The sequence below is a fragment of the Microbacterium sp. BG28 genome, assembly GCF_034044005.1.
Classification (GTDB): Bacteria; Actinomycetota; Actinomycetes; order Actinomycetales; family Microbacteriaceae; genus Microbacterium.
In genome coordinates, this window is record NZ_JAXCHA010000003.1 from 201,447 (window position 1) to 220,794 (window position 19,348).

The 19,348-nt window shown below is 71.3% G+C and carries 23 protein-coding genes; 11 read left to right on the top strand and 12 right to left on the bottom strand.

The genetic code is table 11. The features are described 5' to 3' along the window. Nucleotides 1-44: 44 nt before the first annotated feature. The 9 genes from hemB to hemE form a co-directional block, all read right to left on the bottom strand. On the bottom strand, nt 45-1,028 hold the full coding sequence (gene hemB / locus SK224_RS12115; protein ID WP_320434935.1) for a porphobilinogen synthase: 984 nt from the start codon (nt 1,026-1,028) through the stop codon (nt 45-47). Then, the gene (locus SK224_RS12120) at nt 1,025-1,843 is read right to left on the bottom strand and encodes a uroporphyrinogen-III synthase (RefSeq protein WP_320434936.1); all 819 of its coding nucleotides are present in this window, start codon (nt 1,841-1,843) and stop codon (nt 1,025-1,027) included. The genes hemB and SK224_RS12120 overlap by 4 nt, the downstream gene beginning before the upstream one ends. Further along, a complete protein-coding gene (hemC, locus tag SK224_RS12125) occupies nt 1,840-2,823 on the bottom strand; it encodes a hydroxymethylbilane synthase (RefSeq protein ID WP_320434937.1) in 984 nt (327 codons plus the stop codon). The genes SK224_RS12120 and hemC overlap by 4 nt, the downstream gene beginning before the upstream one ends. Nucleotides 2,824-2,851: 28 nt before the next feature. Next, entirely contained in the window at nt 2,852-3,529 is a 678-nt protein-coding gene (hemQ, locus tag SK224_RS12130) for a hydrogen peroxide-dependent heme synthase (protein ID WP_309733562.1), read from the bottom strand. Nucleotides 3,530-3,613: 84 nt separating this feature from the next. Then, on the bottom strand, nt 3,614-3,886 hold the full coding sequence (locus SK224_RS12135) for a DUF3618 domain-containing protein (RefSeq protein WP_320434938.1): 273 nt from the start codon (nt 3,884-3,886) through the stop codon (nt 3,614-3,616). After that, the gene (locus tag SK224_RS12140; RefSeq protein ID WP_243226567.1) at nt 3,883-4,284 is read right to left on the bottom strand and encodes a phage holin family protein; all 402 of its coding nucleotides are present in this window, start codon (nt 4,282-4,284) and stop codon (nt 3,883-3,885) included. Before SK224_RS12140 ends, SK224_RS12135 begins: the two co-directional genes overlap by 4 nt. A gap of 1 nt (nt 4,285) precedes the next feature. After that, nucleotides 4,286-4,696 (bottom strand): hypothetical protein, encoded by a 411-nt coding sequence (locus tag SK224_RS12145; RefSeq protein WP_320434939.1) that lies wholly within the window; start codon nt 4,694-4,696, stop codon nt 4,286-4,288. 89 nt (nt 4,697-4,785) lie between these two features. Then, on the bottom strand, nt 4,786-6,240 hold the full coding sequence (gene hemG, locus SK224_RS12150; RefSeq protein ID WP_320434940.1) for a protoporphyrinogen oxidase: 1,455 nt from the start codon (nt 6,238-6,240) through the stop codon (nt 4,786-4,788). Beyond that, the gene (gene hemE, locus SK224_RS12155; RefSeq protein WP_413816799.1) at nt 6,237-7,316 is read right to left on the bottom strand and encodes a uroporphyrinogen decarboxylase; all 1,080 of its coding nucleotides are present in this window, start codon (nt 7,314-7,316) and stop codon (nt 6,237-6,239) included. The genes hemG and hemE overlap by 4 nt, the downstream gene beginning before the upstream one ends. Nucleotides 7,317-7,385: 69 nt before the next feature. Here hemE and SK224_RS12160 point away from each other — a divergent pair, with 69 nt between their 5' ends. The 8 genes from SK224_RS12160 (at nt 7,386) to SK224_RS12195 (ending at nt 13,867) form a co-directional block, all read left to right on the top strand. Further along, the gene (locus SK224_RS12160; protein WP_320434942.1) at nt 7,386-8,696 is read left to right on the top strand and encodes a glutamyl-tRNA reductase; all 1,311 of its coding nucleotides are present in this window, start codon (nt 7,386-7,388) and stop codon (nt 8,694-8,696) included. A 364-nt stretch (nt 8,697-9,060) separates the two neighbouring features. Continuing rightward, nucleotides 9,061-9,456, top strand: coding sequence for a hypothetical protein (locus SK224_RS12165; RefSeq protein WP_320434943.1), 396 nt, complete (start codon nt 9,061-9,063; stop codon nt 9,454-9,456). After that, complete coding sequence (locus SK224_RS12170) at nt 9,453-10,025, top strand: HhH-GPD-type base excision DNA repair protein (RefSeq protein ID WP_320434944.1); 573 nt, start codon at nt 9,453-9,455, stop codon at nt 10,023-10,025. The genes SK224_RS12165 and SK224_RS12170 overlap by 4 nt, the downstream gene beginning before the upstream one ends. A 43-nt stretch (nt 10,026-10,068) precedes the next feature. Continuing rightward, nucleotides 10,069-10,653: a hypothetical protein gene (locus SK224_RS12175; RefSeq protein ID WP_320434945.1), complete on the top strand. Its 585-nt coding sequence runs from the start codon at nt 10,069-10,071 to the stop codon at nt 10,651-10,653. A gap of 113 nt (nt 10,654-10,766) precedes the next feature. Next, nucleotides 10,767-12,152 (top strand): glycine--tRNA ligase, encoded by a 1,386-nt coding sequence (locus SK224_RS12180; RefSeq protein ID WP_320434946.1) that lies wholly within the window; start codon nt 10,767-10,769, stop codon nt 12,150-12,152. Between the two features lie 25 nt (nt 12,153-12,177). Next, nucleotides 12,178-12,360 carry a hypothetical protein gene (locus tag SK224_RS12185; protein ID WP_320434947.1) on the top strand — a complete coding sequence of 61 codons (183 nt, stop codon included), beginning with the start codon at nt 12,178-12,180 and terminating at the stop codon, nt 12,358-12,360. Further along, a complete protein-coding gene (locus tag SK224_RS12190; RefSeq protein WP_320434948.1) occupies nt 12,348-12,656 on the top strand; it encodes a hypothetical protein in 309 nt (102 codons plus the stop codon). The genes SK224_RS12185 and SK224_RS12190 overlap by 13 nt, the downstream gene beginning before the upstream one ends. 50 nt (nt 12,657-12,706) lie before the next feature. Then, nucleotides 12,707-13,867: an FHA domain-containing protein gene (locus tag SK224_RS12195; protein WP_320434949.1), complete on the top strand. Its 1,161-nt coding sequence runs from the start codon at nt 12,707-12,709 to the stop codon at nt 13,865-13,867. 9 nt (nt 13,868-13,876) lie between these two features. Here the strand turns inward: SK224_RS12195 and SK224_RS12200 are convergent, their stop codons facing one another. From SK224_RS12200 to eccD, 3 genes are read right to left on the bottom strand one after another with little or no spacing between them, the layout of a single operon-like run. Further along, complete coding sequence (locus SK224_RS12200; RefSeq protein WP_320434950.1) at nt 13,877-15,217, bottom strand: S8 family serine peptidase; 1,341 nt, start codon at nt 15,215-15,217, stop codon at nt 13,877-13,879. Nucleotides 15,218-15,221: 4 nt separating this feature from the next. Continuing rightward, nucleotides 15,222-16,571 (bottom strand): type VII secretion protein EccB, encoded by a 1,350-nt coding sequence (gene eccB / locus SK224_RS12205; RefSeq protein ID WP_320434951.1) that lies wholly within the window; start codon nt 16,569-16,571, stop codon nt 15,222-15,224. Between the two features lie 3 nt (nt 16,572-16,574). Continuing rightward, the gene (gene eccD / locus SK224_RS12210; protein ID WP_320434952.1) at nt 16,575-17,915 is read right to left on the bottom strand and encodes a type VII secretion integral membrane protein EccD; all 1,341 of its coding nucleotides are present in this window, start codon (nt 17,913-17,915) and stop codon (nt 16,575-16,577) included. 270 nt (nt 17,916-18,185) lie between these two features. Here eccD and SK224_RS12215 point away from each other — a divergent pair, with 270 nt between their 5' ends. The 3 genes from SK224_RS12215 (at nt 18,186) to SK224_RS12225 (ending at nt 19,319) form a co-directional block, all read left to right on the top strand. Continuing rightward, nucleotides 18,186-18,500, top strand: coding sequence for a WXG100 family type VII secretion target (locus tag SK224_RS12215; protein WP_137418805.1), 315 nt, complete (start codon nt 18,186-18,188; stop codon nt 18,498-18,500). A 43-nt stretch (nt 18,501-18,543) separates the two neighbouring features. After that, nucleotides 18,544-18,825, top strand: a complete 282-nt coding sequence (locus tag SK224_RS12220; protein ID WP_320434953.1) for a WXG100 family type VII secretion target — start codon at nt 18,544-18,546, stop codon at nt 18,823-18,825. Nucleotides 18,826-18,908: 83 nt separating this feature from the next. Then, complete coding sequence (locus tag SK224_RS12225) at nt 18,909-19,319, top strand: hypothetical protein (protein ID WP_320434954.1); 411 nt, start codon at nt 18,909-18,911, stop codon at nt 19,317-19,319. Nucleotides 19,320-19,348: the final 29 nt, after the last annotated feature.

Genomic DNA, 19,348 nt, shown 5'->3' on the forward strand with positions numbered 1-19,348 from the left:
TCACCGCACCCGCGCCGTCGAAGAGGCGCGGATCGGATGCGGTGTCAGCGGCCCTCGCGCAGCCAGCCGGCCGCCTCGAGCGCCCAGTAGGTGAGGATGGCGTCGGCACCCGCGCGGCGGATCCCGAGAAGGGACTCGGTGACGGCGCCTCGGCGGTCGATCCAGCCGTGCGCGGCAGCGGCCTCGATCATCGCGTACTCGCCCGACACCTGATACGCCCACACCGGGACGTCGACGGATGCGCGCACGTCGGCGAGCACGTCGAGGTAGGGCAGAGCGGGCTTGACCATGACGATGTCGGCGCCTTCGGCCACGTCCACGACGGCCTCGCGCACGCCCTCGCGGCCGTTGCCGGGGTCGAGCTGGTAGGTGCGGCGGTCGCCCTTCAGCTGCGAGTCGACGGCCTCGCGGAACGGGCCGTAGAAGGCGCCCGCGTACTTCGCCGCGTAGGCGAGGAGGATGGTGTCGGTGAAGCCTTCGGCGTCGAGGGCCGCGCGCACGTGGGCGACCTGGCCGTCCATCATGCCCGAGAGACCCAACAGGTGGCTGCCGGCGGACGCCTGCGCGACGGCCATGGCGGCGTAGCGTTCGAGCGTCGCGTCGTTGTCGACGGCCCCCTGCGGCGTCAGTACGCCGCAGTGCCCGTGGTCGGTGAACTCGTCGAGGCACAGATCGGTTTGCACGACGATCTCGTCTCCCACCTCCGCAACCAGCGCGGCGGTGGCGACGTTGAGGATCCCCTCGGGATCGTCGGCTCCGGATCCCACGGCGTCGCGCACGGTCGGCACGCCGAACAGCATGACGCCGCCGATACCGGCTGCCGCCGCATCCGCCGCCGCACGGCGCAGCGAGTCGAGCGAGTGCTGCACGACACCCGGCATGGAGCCGATCGGTTGGGGCTCCGTCAGTCCCTCACGCACGAACATCGGGAGCACGAGCTGCGAGGGCGCCAGGTGTGTCTCGCGGACCAGCCGCCGAACGGCGGGGGACTGGCGGAGCCGGCGCAGGCGATGGGTGGGAAAGCTCACGGCTGGAACTCGTCGGCCGCGTGCGGAAGCGCGAAGTGCGACACGGCTTCGATCAGCGCGTCGACGGTCTGCCGGTCGGCGACGACCGAGACGCCGAGTCCCGCACGGCGAGCATCGTTCGCGGTCTGCGGCCCGATCGCGGCGATGACGGTCGATTCGGGGATGTCGGGGAACTGCAGCTGCACCTGCTCGGCCACCGACCCGCTGGTGACGAGGATCGCGTTGATGCGGCCCGAGGCCACGTCGTGGGCGATGCGCTCGGTGACGGGCACACCAACCGTGCGGTAGGCGACGACGCTGCGCACATCGTGCCCGGCCTCGGTGAGCTTGCGCGTCAGCACGGGCTTGGCGATCTCGCTGCGCAGCGTCAGGATGCGGCGCGGCTCGGGCTCGAGCGCGATCATCTGCTCTGCCATGCCTGCGGCGGAATTGTCGCGGTCGGGAACGAGATCGACGCGGTAGCCGGCGGCCTGCAGCGCCGCCGCGGTGGTCTCGCCGACGGCGGCGACCTTGGTGGCGGGGGGGATCACGGCGCGGTAGGCGAAGAGCACGTCGACCGTGGTGGCGCTGGTCATGGTGACCCAGTCGAAGCGGCCGGCGGCGAGGTCGGCGAGGGCGGCTTCGAGCGTCTGCTCGTCATTGGTGGGAGCGAAGTTGATGAGGGGAGCTACGACGGGCACGGCGCCCTGCGAGCGCAATGTCGCTGCCACCCCGTCGCCCCAGGGGCCGCCGCGGGGCACGAGCACGCGCCAGCCCGTCAGGGGCTTGGCGGCTTCGTGCCGTCGGGGCTCTTCGTGCATGGCTTCGGCTTTCATGGTGAGACCTCGGCTGCTCCATGCTCGAGCAGCTCGCGTGCGACGTCGCTCCCGGTTTCGCGTGCACCTGCGATCGGGTCGTCATCGCCGGCAGCTCTCGCACCATCGCTGCTGCCCGTCGGCCCAGCATACCCGTCCCTCACGCACAGGTTTCTCTCAGCTTCGATCACGCGGCTTCCGTCGGCGGCGTACACCGTCGCGCGCACGTGCAACTGATCTCCCTTGAGCACGGCGTGAACCCCGACCGGCGCGGAGCACCCGGCATCCAGGCCTGCGAGCACCGCCCGTTCGATCGTGACCGCGACGCGGGTCGCGGCGTCGTCGAGCCGGCCGATCGCCGCGAGCAGGTCGGCGGGCGCATCCTGGCGCACCTCGACGGCGAGCGATCCCTGGCCCGGAGCCGTGGGCCACTGCGCGAGTGCGAGGGGCTCGGTGAAGAGCTCGCCGGTCGCCCCACCGAGACGGGCGAGCCCGGCGGCGGCGAGGATGACCGCATCCAGCTCTCCGTCGCGTACGCGCGACAGACGCGAGTCGACGTTGCCGCGCAGGTCCTGCGCCACGAGTCCGGGGTTGCGCCGGCGCAACTGGGCGATGCGTCGGGGCGAGCCGGTTCCGATGACACTGCCGGCGGCCATCTCGGCGATCGGGGTGCCGTCGCGTGTGATCACGACGTCGCGGGCGTCTTCGCGCCGCGGGGTCGCGGCGATCACGAGGCCCGGAGCGTCCGCGGTGGGCAGGTCCTTGAGCGAGTGCACGAGCAGGTCGCACTCGTCGGCCAGCAGTGCCTCGCGCAGACGCGTCGCGAACACGCCGCGTCCGCCCAGCTGCGACAGCGAGGCGCGCGAGACATCGCCCTCGGAGGTGATGGGAACGAGCACGACCTCGCGTCCGGACACCGTGGCGAGCAGGTCGGCGATCTGCTGCGACTGCGCGGTCGCGAGCGCACTGCGCCGAGTACCCAGGCGCAGCGGTGCGTTCACACCAGGCTCCGGCGACGGCATCCGTGGGTCACGACAGAACCTCGGCGATGGCCGAGGTGGGGATGAGGCGGCCGGTGAAGAAGGGGACCTCCTCGCGCACGTGGCGACGTGCCTCGGTGTAACGCAGCGCCCGCATCATGTCGACCAGATCGCTCAGCTCGTCCGCCTCCATGGGCAGCAGCCACTCGTAGTCGCCGAGGGCGAACGAGGCCACGGTGTTCGCGACCACGTTCGTGTACGCGGCGCCCTTGCGGCCGTGGTCGGCCAGCATGGCGCGGCGCTCCTCCTCGGGCAGGAGGTACCACTCGTAGCTGCGCACGAAGGGGTAGACCGTGAGCCACTCGCGGGCGTGCTCGCCGCGGAGGAATCCGGGCACGTGCGAGCGGTTGAACTCCGCATCGCGGTGCACGCCCATCGCGTTCCACACCGGAAGCAGGTCCTGCAGCAGATCGGTGCGGCGCAGGCGCCGCAGGTCACGCTGCAGGTCTTCGGCGACGGGGCCGTGCATCCAGACCATCAGATCAGCGTCGGCGCGCAGTCCGCTGACGTCGTAGAACCCGCGGATGGTGACGCCGCCGGCTTCGATCAGCTCGACGAGAGCCGCGAGCTCCGTGTCGTCCGTCGCCGTGACCGGCTTCGCGGGGTCGCGGCGGAAAACGGCCCAGAGGGTGAACTGCGTGGACGTCGACTCGGGTGCGGAGCTCATGACCTCCAGTCTCACCCCGTCGTCGTCAGACGCCAAACGGCGACCGCCGGTGCTATCCGCGATACGTCGGTTCGGCGGAGGGGATCAGCGCACGTAGGCGCGGATCGCACCCCACACGATGGCACCCGCGGCAGCCGCCGTGCCGATCACGGCGAGCGCCGCCGCTGCCGGCTCCTCGCGAGCGAAGCGGCGGAACTGGGCGATACGGCGCTCGGCCGCCGTGCCCACGCGGCGTGGGACGTTGGCCTTCTCCTCGATCGCGGCCAGCGTCGCCTTGAGCTCCGCTCGCGCCTTCTCGACGGGATCGGTGATGCCCAGAGGGACACCGGTGCGGGGGACGGGAACCGGAGCGGTCATTCGCCTGCCTCCTTCACGACGCGCACGTCTTCGGCGATGTGGGATGCGGGGTTGTCCTTGCCGATCCTGCGGAAGCGCAGATAGCCCAGCAGCGCGAGGACGACGGCGATGAGCAGCATCGCGCCGAACAGCACGAGGGCGGCGACCCACGGCTGCCACCAGGACGAGAGCCCGATGATGATGAACGCGCCCAGCGCCGGGATCGACCAGAACAGGATGAACAGGGCGCCGAGCATGAGGCCGCCGCCGATGCCGGCGTTCTTGGCCGCCTTGCCGAGCCACTTCTTCGCGGAGTCGATCTCCGCCGTCACGAGGTTGCGGACGAGCTCGGGGACCTCGCCGACCAGGGTCAGCAGGCTCTTCTCCGACTTGTCACGGAAGCCGCGGGGGGTGGTCATGTCACTTCCCGCCCGACGAGGAGCCGCCCGTGCTGCGCTTGGCGGCGGGGCGCTTCGCGGTCGTGGACGGTGTCGACTTCTTCGCAGCCGTCGCCGTGGTTTCGGCGGCGTCCGCGACATCCTCCGCCGCGTCGGCACCGGCGTCGAGCGCCGCATCCAGACGCTGACCGGGGGTGCCGTCGGTGGTGACGGCCTTGGTGATCTTCACCGCGCCGCTGAACAGGGCGCTCGGCACCGAGAGCAGCGCCGACTTGCCGACCTCCTGCAGCTTGCCGACCTGCTTCTGCACGGGCGCCAGGTTCCACACCTTCTGCGCCTGCGTCTTGATCTGTTCGTAGCGCTCACGGCCTGCGCGCGTTCCGAGCACGTAGCCCGCTGCCAGTCCGATGACGAGTCCAGCTTTGCCCCTCATGGGGTCTCCTCACGTTCGGGGTGGATCAAGCGAGTGTGCGCCCAGCGTAGCGCTGTATGCCGTTCGGGTTATCCGGTTGACATGCGCGCTCACTCCTGAGAACGCTGCGACCCCCACAGTGCCGAACGGCGCAGCCGATCGGCCTCTTCGCGAGCGTCGGGGACGACCTGGGCGAGCCCGGTTCCCGACAGCCACGCGCCGACCGCGCCGAGGCCGGGTACCGCTCGGATGGCACCGCGTGCGGCGGCGGTGTGCTCCGTGCGTCCGATGACGGATGCGGGCTGCGACTGCACCCAGCGGGCGCGATGCGAGCCCCGCACCGACGCCGGGTCGAGATCGACGCCGAGCAGGGCAGACGCCTCTTCGAGTGCGAGCGCCGCGGCAGCGTCGTCGGCGAGCTGAGCGGTCGCCGGGTCTTCGCCCTGGGCGCCGAACGAGACGCGGACGACGTGCACACCGGGGCCGGTCGCATCCGCGATCCACTCCCATTTCGCGCTCGCGTGGGTGAGCGCCTTCGCACGGTGCGAGCCGGGCACCGTGAGCACGCCGGTTCCGCGCGGCGGGGTGTCCAGGCCCGGCTCGTGCACCACGAGGGTGATGATCTCGACCACGGGCGGCGCGGTCGTGATCGGCTCGAGCGCCGGGACGACCGGCACGAGCAGGCGGCGCGCCTCGTCCTCCGTCGTCGCGATGACCACGAGGTCGGCCTCGAACTGTTCCTCACCGACCGTGAGCGACCAGCGGTCGTCGGTGCGCTCGATCAGCGTCACGGCCGCATTCGTGCGCACCTCTACGCCCAGCTCCTCGAGGCGGGAGAGGAGCGCCCGCACGAGGCGGGTCATGCCGCCGCGGAGCCCGGCGACCGCGCTCCCGGGAGTGGCGGTGCTGCGCCCGCGCAGGTCGCTCACGGCGCCGCTGAGCGAACCCGCGCGGGTGAGCGCGGCGTTCAGACCGGGGGCCGCGAGGTCCACGTCGATGTCGTCGGGGCGGGCCGAGTAGACGCCGCTCGTGACGGGGGCGACGAGGCGGTCGAGCACAGCCTCGCCCATGCGGCTGCGCACGAGGTGACCGAGGCTGCGGTCGTGACCGATCGTCAGCGGGGGGCGCAGGCGATCGAGGTACGCGCGCCAGGCGCCCGACCATCCGATGACGCGCCGCACACTCGGATCGAACGGATTCTCCGGGATGCCGAGCACGCGGCCGCGCGGCAGCGGCGCGGCCCGCCCGCCGGGAAGGCCCGCGACCCAGGCCCCGCCGGCGGCGGGGGTCACCACCTCATCGCCGATGCCGAGCTCGTCGATCAGGGCGCGTACGGTGCCGCCGCGCGTCGCGTAGCTCTCCGCTCCCACATCCACGGAGAGCCCGGCGACCTCGGCGCCGCGCAGCACCCCGCCCGGCTGCGCGGATGCTTCGAGCACCGTCACGCGGAAGCCGAGCTTTGCGAAGTCGAGCGCTGTCACCAGACCGGCGACGCCGCCGCCGACGACAGCGACGCGTGTGGCCTCCGCCCGTGCGGCGAGATCGTCGAGATCCGCCGCGCTCACACGTGCTCCTCGTGCGCCAGCTCGACGATACGCGTCAGCACGTCGGGGTCGGTCTCGGGCGGCACGCCGTGCCCCAGGTTGAGGATGTGGGCGCGCGCGGCACGCCCGCGCGCGATGACGTCGCGCACGTGCTCCTCCACCACTTGCCACGGCGCCTGCAGCAGCGCCGGGTCGATGTTGCCCTGCACGGTGACACCCTGCCCGAGGATCGCGGCGGCCTCGTCGAGCGGTGTGCGCCAGTCGACACCCACCGCATCGGTCGTGCCGTCGAGGCGCATGTCCGTCAGCAGGTGTCCGGTGCCGACGCCGAAGTGGATGCGCGGTGCGTCCGCACCGGCCAGCGCCGCCCGCGAGTGGGGCGCGACGTACGTGCGGTAGTCCGCGACCGACAGCGAGCCCGCCCACGAGTCGAACAGCTGCACGGCGGAGGCTCCCGCATCCGTCTGCGCGGCGAGGAAGGTGCGCGAGACCTCCGCGAGCCAGCCGGCGAGTGCGTGCCACGACTCCGGGTCGGCGTGCATGAGCGCCCGGGCACGCAGGTGCTCCTTCGACGGCCCGCCTTCGACGAGGTAGGCCGCGAGGGTGAAAGGCGCGCCCGCGAAGCCGATGAGCGGGGTGTCGCCGAGCTCGTCCACCACGATGCGCACGGCCTCGCGCACCGGTTCCGCGGCGGCGGCGACGGCCTGCGGGTCGATGTCCACGATCCGAGCGACGTCGGATGCGGTGCGCACCGGGTCGGGGAATACCGGGCCGCGTCCGGGCTCGATCTCCACGGCGATGCCGGCGAGACGCAGCGGCACGACGATGTCGCTGAAGAAGATGCCCGCATCCACGCCGTGTCGGCGCACGGGCTGCAGGGTGATCTCGGCCGCGAGGTCGGGGGTCAGGCAGGCGTCGAGCATGCGCGTTCCCACGCGCAGGTCGCGATACTCCGGCAACGACCGCCCCGCCTGACGCATGAACCAGACCGGGAGGCGGTCGGTGCGCTCGCCCTTGAGGGCGCGGATGAGGGCGGAGGAAGCGGGTCCGGTGGAGCTCACCCCGACATCCTCCCATCCGTCGGGTGAGCGCCACATGTCGAGCAGCTGCACGTTCGTGCGCAACCTCCCGCGGCCGGTGATTTCGACGCGGCGTACAATCGATGCGTGCTGTTGTGTGTCAGCGCGAGTCACAAGACCGCGTCCTTCGAGCTCCTCGAGCGACTCAGCATCCACACCACCCGCGTCGCCCCTCTGATCGCCGAGCACGACGAGTGCGTGCAGGGTGCCGTCGTCGTGGCGACCTGCAACCGCTTCGAGGCGTACGTCGACATGGACGAGCCCGTCACCGCGGCCGAGGCCGTGGGGCTCGAAGCGGCGCTGTCGGCGATCGAGTCCGCCACGGGCGTATCGGCCGAGGAGTTCTCCGGTTCGTACGAGGTCATCTCCGGTCCCCGCGTCGCGCAGCACCTGTTCGCCGTCGCGTCCGGTCTCGAGTCGGTCGTCGTCGGCGAGGGCGAGATCGCCGGTCAGGTGCGCCGCGCGCTCACCGAGGCGCGCGGCGACGGCACGACCTCTCCCGAACTCGAGCGCCTGTTCCAGCGTGCATCCGAGACGCAGCGCGGCGTCAAGAACAGCACCGCGCTCGGCCGCGCCGGCCGCTCGCTCGTGCGCCTTTCTCTGGATCTCGCCTCGGCGCGGTTCGCCGACTGGGCGACGCTGCGCGTCCTGCTCGTGGGAACCGGTGCGTACGCGGCCGCCACGCTCGCCGCGCTCCGTGAGCGCGGCGTCACCGACATCACGGTGCACTCGCCGTCGGGTCGGGGCGAGCGCTTCGCTCGCAAGCACGGCCTCGCCGTCGCAGACGCAGCGGGCTTCGCCACGGCCGCCAAGCTGTCGGACCTCGTCATCACGTGCACGAGCGTCGAGCACCCCGTGCTCAATGCCGCGACCTTCGGCGACGAGGCGTCCGTCGCACGGTCGGCTCCCGGGCACGACCGGCACCGCCGTCTCGTGATCGATCTCGGCCTGCCGCGCAACGTCGACCCCGATGTCGCGACCGTCAGCGGCACCGACCTGCTCGATCTCGAGACCATCCGCCTGCATGCGCCGCTCGAAGAGCTGCAGGCGACGGATGCGGCGCGCGCCCTCGTGGCCGACGCCGCCCAGCGCTTCACGGTCGTCGGCGAACGACGGACGGTCGCGCCGGCCGTCGTCGCCCTGCGCACGCACATGTTCGAGCTGCTCGAGGCGGAGATCGCCCGCGGCCGACGTCGCGGCGACGACGAGCGCACCGAGCAGGCGCTGCGCCACCTGGTGGGTCGTCTGCTGCACACCCCGACCACCCGCGCGCACGCGCTCGCCGAGCAGGGTCGCGCCGACGAGGTCTTCGCCGCGCTCGAGGTGCTCTACGGTCTCGCGCCGGAGGATGCCGCATCCGAGGACGACGGCGACGCCGCATCCGAGCTCGCCGGCTGACCCGTCCGCGCCGCCCGGGCCGGCTGATCGTGCCCGCCCCGCCGGTGCCTGCCCCGCGCGTCGTCGTGGACCGACCCCGGCGGGTTCTCCGCTCGCCTTTCGCCTGATCCCGCCCGCGCCGTCCGCCCCGCCTGGCCAGCTCGCCTGACCAGCTCGCCTGTCAGAGATCGACGCTCCGCCGTCGATCTCTGACAGGCGAGCGCGCCGGGCTGGTGTTCCCCTGTCACAGATCGACGCGTTGGCATCGATCTGTGACAGAGGAACCGGCGGGGGGTGCGCCCGCGGCGCCCCCGGACTCGCGCCGCGCCGAGCCGCGCTGCGGACGCCCCTGCCGGCCCCGGCGGGCGGGTGGCACCATGGAGGCATGAGCGTCGAGCAGCCCACCGGCCCGCGCTGGGCGCCTGACGTCGTGGAGGCGATGAAGGGCCGGGCGAACTTCAGGGTGAGTGCGCCGATCACGCTGATCGCCGGGTGCCTGTGGGACTTCGGCGAGGACGAGCTCGCTGACCGCGCCCTCGCCATGAGCGACGACGATCACGCCGCCATCCTGCGCATCGCCGCGGTTTACGAGAACCCGCGCTACCCGCTCCCCGTGGTGGGGCGCAACATCACGCATGCGCACGTGGATGCCCTGGCGGCCATCGCCTACTTCGAAGGTGCGCTGCGGCCGCTCGCGCAGAACAGGCGCCGGCCGCAGAAGAACCGACCGGATCGCTTCCGCACGCCTCTCCCTGCCCGCGATCACGAAGGAGACGCATGAGCGCCGACCTGCACATCACCGCCGACGAGAACGCCGACGCCCTGCTGACGCGCGACCCGTTCGCCCTGTTGATCGGAATGCTGCTCGACCAGCAGGTGGCGATGGAGACCGCCTTCGCCGGGCCGCTCAAGATCCTCGACCGCGTCGGCACGCTCGACCCGGCCGCGCTCGCGGCGTACGACCCGGAGGCCTTCGCGGCTGCCTTCGGCCAGACCCCCGCCGTGCACCGGTTCCCCGGGTCGATGGCGGAACGTGTGCAGAAGCTCAGCGCCGAGATCGCCGACCGGTGGCACGGCGATGCGGCGGCGATCTGGACCGACGGCAGCCCCGACGGACGCGAGGTGCTGAAGCGGCTCAAGGCGCTCCCGGGCTTCGGCGAGCAGAAGGCGAAGATCTTCCTCGCGCTGCTGGGGAAGCAGCGCGGGTTCACCGGCGCCGGATGGCGCGAAGCATCCGCTCCGTACGGCGAGGAAGGCTCGTTCCGTTCGGTCGCCGACATCACGAGTCCCGAGTCCCTCACGAAGGTCCGCGAGACGAAGCGGGCTGCGAAAGCCGCCGCCAAGAGCTGAGCCCTCAGGGAAGCCATAGGCACCCCCCGGATACAGTGCAGGTATGCCGAATGGGGGAGATGCCGCGTCTGCGAGGCCCGCGCGCCGTGGGGTGGCGCGCACCGGGGCAACGGCCGCGGCACTGCTGATCGCGGCTCTCGCGCTGGCCGGATGCGGTGCGCAGCCTCGTCCGGCGCCCAGCGCGACGGCGCTTCCCTCCGGCATCACAGCGACCCTCCTGCCAGCGACCCCTGCCCAGAGCGCCGACGAAGTGCGACTGTGGGTGGAGAATACGACCGACGAGAACCTCGCGCTCACCCGCATCCGTATCGACGCTCCCGGATTCGCCGGCATCGGCCGCAAGGTCGGCTCGGGGAGCATCGAGGTCGAGGCCGGCCAGAGTGCCGAGATCGTGGTGTCTCTGCCGCAGATCCGGTGCGAGGCGGACGCGAGCGCGCCCGCCGGAGCGGATGCGGCGCCGTTGCCCACTCCCTCGCCGTCGTCGAGCGGCGCGAGCGAGGACCCCACGGCGACGATCGGTTTCGCCCTGGGTGCCGCCATCGGCGTCGCGGTGACGCCGCTCGCCGACCCCGAGGGCGTCGTGGCGGCTCGGATCGCCGCCGCGTGCGCCGCCGTGCCCGCCGGCTGACCCCCGCAGAACGCGCGGCGGAGTGCGGGACCGGCGCGGATAGAATCGGATGATCCCGCGCCGCATCCCCTATGCGCCCGCGCGCCCTTCGCACAGCGACCATTGGAGCCACCGTGGCCGAGCAGTCCCGTCTCGACAAAGTCATCGCCCTCGCCCGCCATCGCGGGTTCGTCTTCCAGGCGGGCGAGATCTACGGCGGATCGCGTTCCGCCTGGGACTACGGCCCCCTCGGCACGGAGCTCAAGGAGAACATCCGCCGCGAGTGGTGGCAGACCTTCGTCCGCGGTCGTGGCGACATGGTGGGGCTCGACTCGTCGATCATCCTCCCCAAGCGCGTGTGGGAGGCATCCGGCCACGTCGCGACCTTCACCGACCCGCTGGTGGAGTGCCTGCACTGTCACAAGCGGTTCCGCGCCGACAACCTCATCGAGGACTTCGAGGCGCGCAAGGGTCGCCCCGCAGAGAACGGCCTGGCCGACATCCCGTGCCCGAACTGCGGCACGAAGGGGCAGTACACCGAGCCCAAGGCCTTCTCGGGCCTCGTGAAGACCTATCTCGGCGTCGTCGACGACGAGTCGGGGCTGTATTTCCTGCGCCCCGAGACCGCGCAGGGCATCTTCATCAACTTCTCGAACGTGCTGACCGCGAGCCGCAAGAAGCCGCCGTTCGGTGTCGGCCAGGTGGGTAAGGCGTTCCGCAACGAGATCACCCCCGGCAACTTCATCTTCCGCACGCGCGAGTTCGAGCAGATGGAGATCGAGTACTTCACGCCGCCGGCTGAGGCGAACGAGTGGTTCGAGCACTGGGTCGAGGCCTGCTGGAACTGGTTCATCGATCTGGGCATCGACGCCGACAACATGCGGCGCCTGGATGTGCCTGAAGAGGACCGCGCGCACTACTCCGCCGGAACGATCGACGTCGAGTACCGTTTCGGCTTCCAAGGCAAGGAGTGGGGCGAGCTCATGGGTGTCGCCAACCGCACCGACTACGACCTGTCGAGCCACGCCGAGGCGTCGGGCACCAAGCTCGCGTACTTCGATCAGTCCTCGAACACCACGTACACGCCGTACGTGATCGAGCCTTCGTTCGGTCTGACGCGCGCGATGATGGCCTTCCTCGTCGATGCCTACCGGGAGGAAGAAGTGCCCAACGCGAAGGGCGGCGTCGACACCCGCACGGTGCTCAAGCTCGACCCGCGTCTCGCGCCCGTCAAGGTCGCGGTGCTGCCGCTGAGCCGTAACGAGAACCTCTCGCCGCTCGCACGGCGTGTGGCGGATGAGCTGCGCGGACGCTGGAACGTCGATTTCGACGACGCCGGCGCCATCGGCCGCCGCTACCGCCGTCAGGACGAGATCGGTACGCCGTTCTGTGTCACGGTCGACTTCGATTCGCTCGAAGACGACGCCGTCACGGTGCGCGATCGCGACACCATGACGCAGGAGCGTGTGCCGCTCGACACGCTGCACGCTTATCTGGCGGAGCGCCTGCGCGGCGCCTGAGGCCGGTAGGCGTCGGAGCGGGCGCGTGGAGACGGATGCCGCGAGCCACTTCCCGACCGGGGGTGGCCCCTTCATCACGCCGACCTGGATCGTGTCGACGACGGCGCCCGCATCCGTCGCGCTCGACGCCTTCGCTCGCGGTCTGGTCGATGCGAAGTACCGCATGATCGACTCTGCGCCGTCGATGCGCCGTCGATGCGCCGGTTGAAGGCCGGCTCGGCGCTGCGCTTCCTCGCCTCGAACGTCGTCGGCGTCGAGCTCATCCCCGGGATGCGGTCATGGGGTTTCGAGGCGCGGGCGACGTTGACGGCGGAGCCGGATGCGGGGCGCACCCGTCTCGTGATCATGCTCGACCGGCTCGCACACGGAAGCATCGTCGCCTTGCACCATACTGCCGACGCTCTCGATCGCGGGGCGGCAGCGCTCGTCGCGGCCGGGTACGAGTTCGAGGTGGCTCCGCTGATGGAAGGCAAGGGGCTACGTCCCTCCGACATGGGCCGGTAGCGTGGACAGAGGGCCCTCGAGCGCGCGGCCCGAGGGGAGACGGAGAATCCGTGGATGACAGCTCGGTCGTGCTGACCGTCGTGATCGTCGTCGCCGTGATCGGCGGCATCTTCGCCGCCGGCTGGCACGTCTGGTACGCCATCGGGCTCTCGCGCGTGCTCCAGGAGCGAGAGACCGAGCCCTGGCGGGCCTGGGTTCCGATCATGAACGAGGCGGAGCTCTTCCGGCTCGGCAACGTCGACCCCGTCAAGGCCGCGCTGCTGCTCGTGCCCTTCGTGAACGTCTACGCCCTGATCCTCAAGATCATGGCCGTGCACCGCATCAACGGCGCGGCGGGCCGCGGCGCCGGAACCACCGTGCTGGGCGTGCTGCTGCCGCCCGTGTGGGCAGCGGTCCTCTCCGGTGGCCGCGCGCCCGCCGCACCCCAGCAGCCCGCGGTCGCGCCCGGGCGCCCCGCGCCCGTGTTCGCCGTCGCCCCGCCCGCGCAGCGCCCGCCCGCGATCCCGGATGCGGTCGTCGCGCCGCCCGTGCCCCCGGTCGCTCCCGCCCCGATGGCGCCCGGCGCGGTTCCCGCTGCCGCGATGCCGGCGCCTGCGCCGAGTGGATACGGCCCCATGCGCCGCGGCGCGCCCGCGGCTCCGGCTCCGGCGGCGCCGCCCATGGGTGCGCCGTCGTTCCCCGCGCCGGCTGTCGCCTCCGCACCGGCCCCCGTCGCCCCGTCGGCGGCCCCCGTCGCGGCGCCGCCGACTCCGGTCGCCCAGCCGCAGAGCGCGCAGTCGTCCGTGCCCGCCCAGCCTGCACCGGTCCTGCGCTCCGGCGCGGTGGAGCCGGAACCCGCACCTCTGACGCGTCGCGCGCGACGCAGTGCCGACGAGACGTCCGCACCGACCGGATGGTCGCTCGCGCTCCCCTCGGGCGAGATCGTCGCCGTCGCCTCGGCAGCGCTCGTGCTCGGGCGCAATCCTCGCGCTGCGGAGAGCGGTGTGCAGTACGTCGCCGTGACCGACGAGGCTCGCACGGTCTCGAAGGAGCATGCACGTCTCGTCTGGGACGGCACGGCCTGGACGATCACCGACCTGGGCTCCACGAACGGCGTCAGCCTGCTGGATGCCTCCGGCGCCGAGCAGGCCGTCGCGGCGGGCGGATCCGCCCCGGTGACCGATCGCTTCGTACTCGGCGACGCCGTGGTGCAGCTTCGCCGAGCGAGCTGACCGGTTCTCTCAGTCGCGCGGTGCGTCGTCGCGGTACAGCCCTCCGCCGTGCCGGACCGGCTGCGCGGCCGCCGTCGCCGCCTGCCGACGCCGTGAGACGAACACCCCGAGCGCCCCGGCGCCGCCGATCGCGATGAGCGCCCCGACGGCGGCCGTGGTCCCGAAGAGGATCGCCTCCTCGTCGGGCGCCGGCTTGTGCACCACCGTGACGGGATCCGCAGCCGGCTGCTCCGGCGCGCCCGCTTCGCTCCCGGGGAACGGACTCGCAGGTCCGCGAAGTCCCGGCCCCGGCTGCATCACGATGGCGTCGTAAGGCTGCACAACTCCCCAGCCTGCTCGGTCGTCACGGGTGTCGGGGTCGCTGCGCACGGCCGTCGCGGTGAGACGGTAGGCCCACTCGGCGGGGGTCTCGTCAGGGTGCGCGGCCGCTACGAGCGCTGCCGCCGCAGACACGTATCCCGCGGAGTAGCTGGTGGCCGGGGCGGCGTCGGCATACACGCAGTCGCCGCCGAGCTGTGACGTCGTGATGATGCTCTGTCCGGGAGCGGCGATGGCCACATGAGAGCCGTGGATGCTGTCATCGGTGACGACGCCCTGCAGGTCCGTGGCGGACACACCCAAGACACCGGGATAATTCGCGGGATAGCGCGGAACATCGGCGTCGCTCTGCACGAAGGAGAGCATGTTGTTGCGGTTGCCCGAGCTGCCGATCACGAGGCTGCCCCGAGAGGTCGCATAGGAGACCGCATCCGCCACCTCCGGCACGTCGTCGGTCGTGCTCATCGACACGTTGATGATCTGTGCCCCGGCGTCGGCCGCCCAGCGGATGCCGGCGGCCAACTTGCCGATCTGTGGTCCGAAGCCCGCCTCGACCGTCTGCTTGTCGTCGCTGGCGAAGACCCGCACCGAAAGGATCTTCGCTTCCGGGGCGAGACCCTCGACACCCGAGGCGTCGAGCTTGCGTGCGGCGATCTGCCCGGCGATGGCGGTGCCGTGTCCGTACACATCGGTCGAGCCGTCGGGTGCTTGGCCGTCGCCGACGAGGTTCACCCCGCCCGCGAACGCGTCAACGAGATGCGGGTTGATCGCGAGGACGCCCGAATCCACGACCGCGACGGTGATGCCCGCGCCCTTCGTGATCGTCCACGCCAGCTCGCTCTGCAGCATCGACAGGGCCGGGGGTGCTGCGCCGATGCGCGTCGCCGCATTGCAGCCCTGCGATGACTGTGCGGATGCGGCAGGTGCCTCCACCGGGACCGCGCCCAGCAGCACGCCCGCCAGGGCCGCAGCGCAGGCCGCGGCCGCGACTCGTCGCAGCGGACGCGGGCTCATCGCGTGTGCGGAGCGCACGCGATCAACCTCCTGCCGTCGGCGTGGGCATCGGCTGCGAACCATCGGTCGACATGCCGGCAGCGGCCTCCGTCAGTGCCGGTCCGGTGCGTAGGAGGTCGATCCAGACGTCTGCGGCCGTGCCGATGTCGTCGGGAGTGAACCCGAGCCGTGCGATGGTCTCCTCGGTGGCGCCGGGCAGCGCGTACGACGTGCCCGTTGCGTCGACGAGCGTCACCAGTGCGGTGTTCTGGTCGCCGCGACCGCCCGACCGCACCAGAGCGCCGGCACCTGCGGTCACGCGCACCTGCGCGGTGACGCTGTCCGACCGTGGCTGAGTGGCCAGCACGGTGCGAGTCTCGGTGTTGTCGCCGACGAGTGCGGCGCAGGGGCGGTCGTCGGTGTCGATGGCGGTGAAGCTCTGCGTGGGCCAGTCCGCCCCGCCGGCACGCTTGTCGGCGGAGGGAAGACTGCCCGTTTCGGCTTGCGTGACCTCGCGCACTTGCGAGGTCTGTCCGCCGAGCTGGTAGAGCTGCCAGGCGAGCGGTGTGAGCTCGGCGAGGGTGCCGTCCGACTGCACCAGGGAGCGCCGGTCTTCGGGCTCGCCCGTGGCGTGCACGACGTCACCGACCCGCAGCGATGTCCCTTGCACGGCTGCGCCCGCGTTGGATACGCGCAGGGGGGTGAGGTCCGCGCCCGGCGTGAACAGGTTCAGCCAGTCGACCGGGACCTTCACCGGGTTGAGCGTGCCGATGCCGGCGGCGCGCAGAATCGCGTCGCCGTCGTTCTTGGAGACCGCGAAGCGCAGCCCGTCGGAGATCACGTAACGCGAACCGGCGGCGTCGACGACGACGGCCCGCCCGCTCGCCTCCTGGGGGGCAGTGCCACCGATGCGCACGTCCAATGCGGCATCGTCGGTCACGCAGGCGCCCCAGCCGCTGTTGGTCAGGCCGGCGGGCGTGGGGATCTCGTCGGGTGCGCCGACGATGCCGAGCGTGGGACCGAGGCGGACTCCCTCGAGATTCTGCTGATCGGTGTCGATCACCTGGAAGTCGCTGGAGGGCAGGATGAGGCGCGCGCTCGCGGTGTTGATGACGGGGTAGAGCACGCCGTCCTGGGTGATGAAGCGCGACCCGGTGTCCTTGACGATGATGAGCTTGCCGTTGTCCCAGCCGTTCGGCAGCCCCGGTCGAATGAGTCCGTAGAACACGCCGACCAGGATGACGCCCACGGTGAGCGCGATCGCGGCGATGACGGCGCGCAGCGGAGCGGTGGGTTCGAGTTCTTTGCCGCCGGGGGCGCCGCTGACGAAGGCGGTGAGCAGGCGGCGGCGCGAGAAGGTCTGCGCCTCGATGAGGTCGTTCTTGGTCGCCATCGATCAGGCCAGACCCGCCGCGATGACGCCCAACGGCAGCAGGAGCGCGAGCAGCACGAGCTCGACGGTGTCGGACACCCGCGCGAGACGCGTGCGCGCCTTGGGGGAGAGCAGGGTGACGGTGACCACGATCGCCGCGGCGACGCCGAGCGCGATGAGCAGCGCCGTGCGCAGCTCGGGCTGGGTGAGCGAGATCGTCAGGCCGGATGCCGCGAGTCCTGCCGTGCCGACGGCCATGATGGCGAGCACGCCCGAGCGGGCGTAGGTCTGGCGGGAGGGGAACATCATGCCGAGGAAGGCGAGCGTGCACAGGATTGCCCCGACGACGCCGTCGGAGGCGACGAGGGGTGTCGCGGCGAGCACGGCGATGCCGAGCGCGACGCGCAGGGCGACGAGGGTGCGCTGACCGCGCGCCGTGCGTGCCCGCACGTCGGCGGCGTCGATCGGCTGCGGGTCGGCGAACATGTCCGCGTCGCTCTGCGGTGAGATCACGCGCAGCCGGGTGGAGCTGAGCACCAGCCAGGGCAGCGTGCCCGAGAGCGTGCCCACGATGCCGATCATGAGCGCATAGGGGCCCACCGTGCCCTCGGGCAGCAGCGCCGTGATGGCGGCGGCGATGCCGACCACTCCGCCCAACGCCACGGGAACGAGTTGCACCTCGGCCCGGTCGGGCATGAGTGCGAGCGTGGCTCCTCCGACGACGAGCATTCCGAGCCCCGCGGCGGCGAGTGGCCAGCCCCACAGATCCAGCGATGCGGGGACGGCGAGGTACCCCGACAGGGCGGCGAAGACGGATGCGGCAATGCCCAGCCCCTGGCCTGCCTCGAGCTGCCCGAGCCGGGCGACGACGGCGGCGACGGTCGCGAGGATGACGGCTCCGCCGCCGGCGATGAGCGCACCGAGCCCCAGCGAGGGGCCGGCCGCCAGAAGGAGAAGCGCGCAGAGTCCGAGGAGGGTGAGGCTGACCGCCAGAGCCGTGCGGGCGTTGTCTCGTGCTGTCCACGGCCGGTTCTGCTGTCCGGTCGCGTCGATGACCGCCTCGACGATGTCGTCGTAGACCCGCGGCTGGGCGATGAGCCCGCCACGCGCCAGCGTGAGCACGTCGCCGTCGGACACGCCCTGCGACGCCGCGCCCTGCGCCGCATCCAGCACGGTGCCGTCGGCCTTCTGCAGCGCGTAGCCCGCGTAGGTCATCGTGGGGTCGAGCACACCGAGGCTGCGGGCGAAACCGGGCATGAACTCGATCAGCGGCACGTGCGCAGGAACGCCGATGTCGAGTCGGCGCCCCTCGCTCTGCACGGAGATACGCAGTAGTGCGCGCGGCGCGCTGATCGTCTGGGCCACGGTGCGGGCTCCCCCTCCGGCTCGGGCGAATGATGCGCTGTCCTCGCGCGCGGCCATTCTATGGTCCCGCGTGCCGCGGTCATGGTTGCTGGACGATGAGGAGAAGGTGGGTTATAACGTGAGAGAAGTCTCATGGCAATGCCCTGTGGAGAGCTTGCCCACCCCTCGAAAACCTCCCTAGCTTTAGATCGGTCGGTTTCCTACGCCCTTCACCTCGCGAAGAGCGGCCGGCTGGCGGGAACGCCGATGATGAGGGATGAGGGGGAAGTCGTGGCAGATGTGATCTCCGCTGAAGAGGGTGCTCTCAAGCGCGGCGCCCAGGCAGTCAACACGGCCAAGGCCGGTGTCGACCAGCAGGTCAAGAAGGTCCGTTCCGAGATCGAGCAGGTCTCCGGGTTCTGGACGGGCGCCGCAGCCGGCGCTTACACACAGCTCATGGCGCGGTGGAACCAGGAGACCACCAAGCTCAACGAGGTGCTGGTGACGCTCGAGGAGGCCCTGTCGGGCACCGAGCGCGACCAGGCCGCCTCGGAGGAGTCGCACCAGCAGACGATCTCCGGTCTCAACTCGATGATGGGTGCCTGACGCTTCGGCGCAGGCTTTCGGAAAGGAAACGTCAATGCAGTCCATGTCCGTCCGTCCCGAGCAGGTCATCGCGCTTTCGCAGCAGATCCGCGGCGGCGCCAACGGGATCAAGTCTCAGCTCGAGACCCTCGAGTCCGAGGTCGGCAAGCTCCGCTCTTCCTGGAACGGTGAGGCGCAGAACGCCTACGACGACGCTCAGCGCAAGTGGAACCAGTCGCTGATCGCCCTCAACACGCTCCTCGAGCAGATCGCGGCGAAGACCGAAGAGATCTCGCAGGGTTACGTCTCGACCGACCGTTCGGCCGCCGGGCGCTTCGCGCTCTGACACACCTCGTGTTGCGGGTCGGCCGGTGATCAACCGCGCCGGCCCGCATCCGGCTTTCACATACAGACTTTCCAGGGGAACACATGAGCTCCATCAGTCAGATCGCGTTGGATCTCGCGCAGCTCGCGCAGAACATCGCTCGTCTTCAGGAGCAGGCGTCCGCGATTCCTGATCGCGCGCAGGTCACGCAGGTCCAAGGAGCCCAGCAGGAGCAGGCCCAGCAGACGTACCTCAACAGCCTCTCCAGGTTGGCTGAACGGGTGGGTCGCAAGACCGAGCTCGTGCGGCTATACGTCGAGACGAACGCCGAGGCACTGCAGAAGGCGGCCGACGCTCTGCAGAGCACCGACGGCGACACCTCCCTTGCGGCACGCCGCGCGTCCGCGTTCATCGACGCATCCGTGGCGAACCCTCCGGCACCGGTCACCTCCACCGGAGGATCCCCCACGTCCGCCCCCGCGCCGACCTCCGGTCCGACCCCCACAGCGTGGTGAACCGGTCCCGCAGGCGAGCTCGGTCTCGC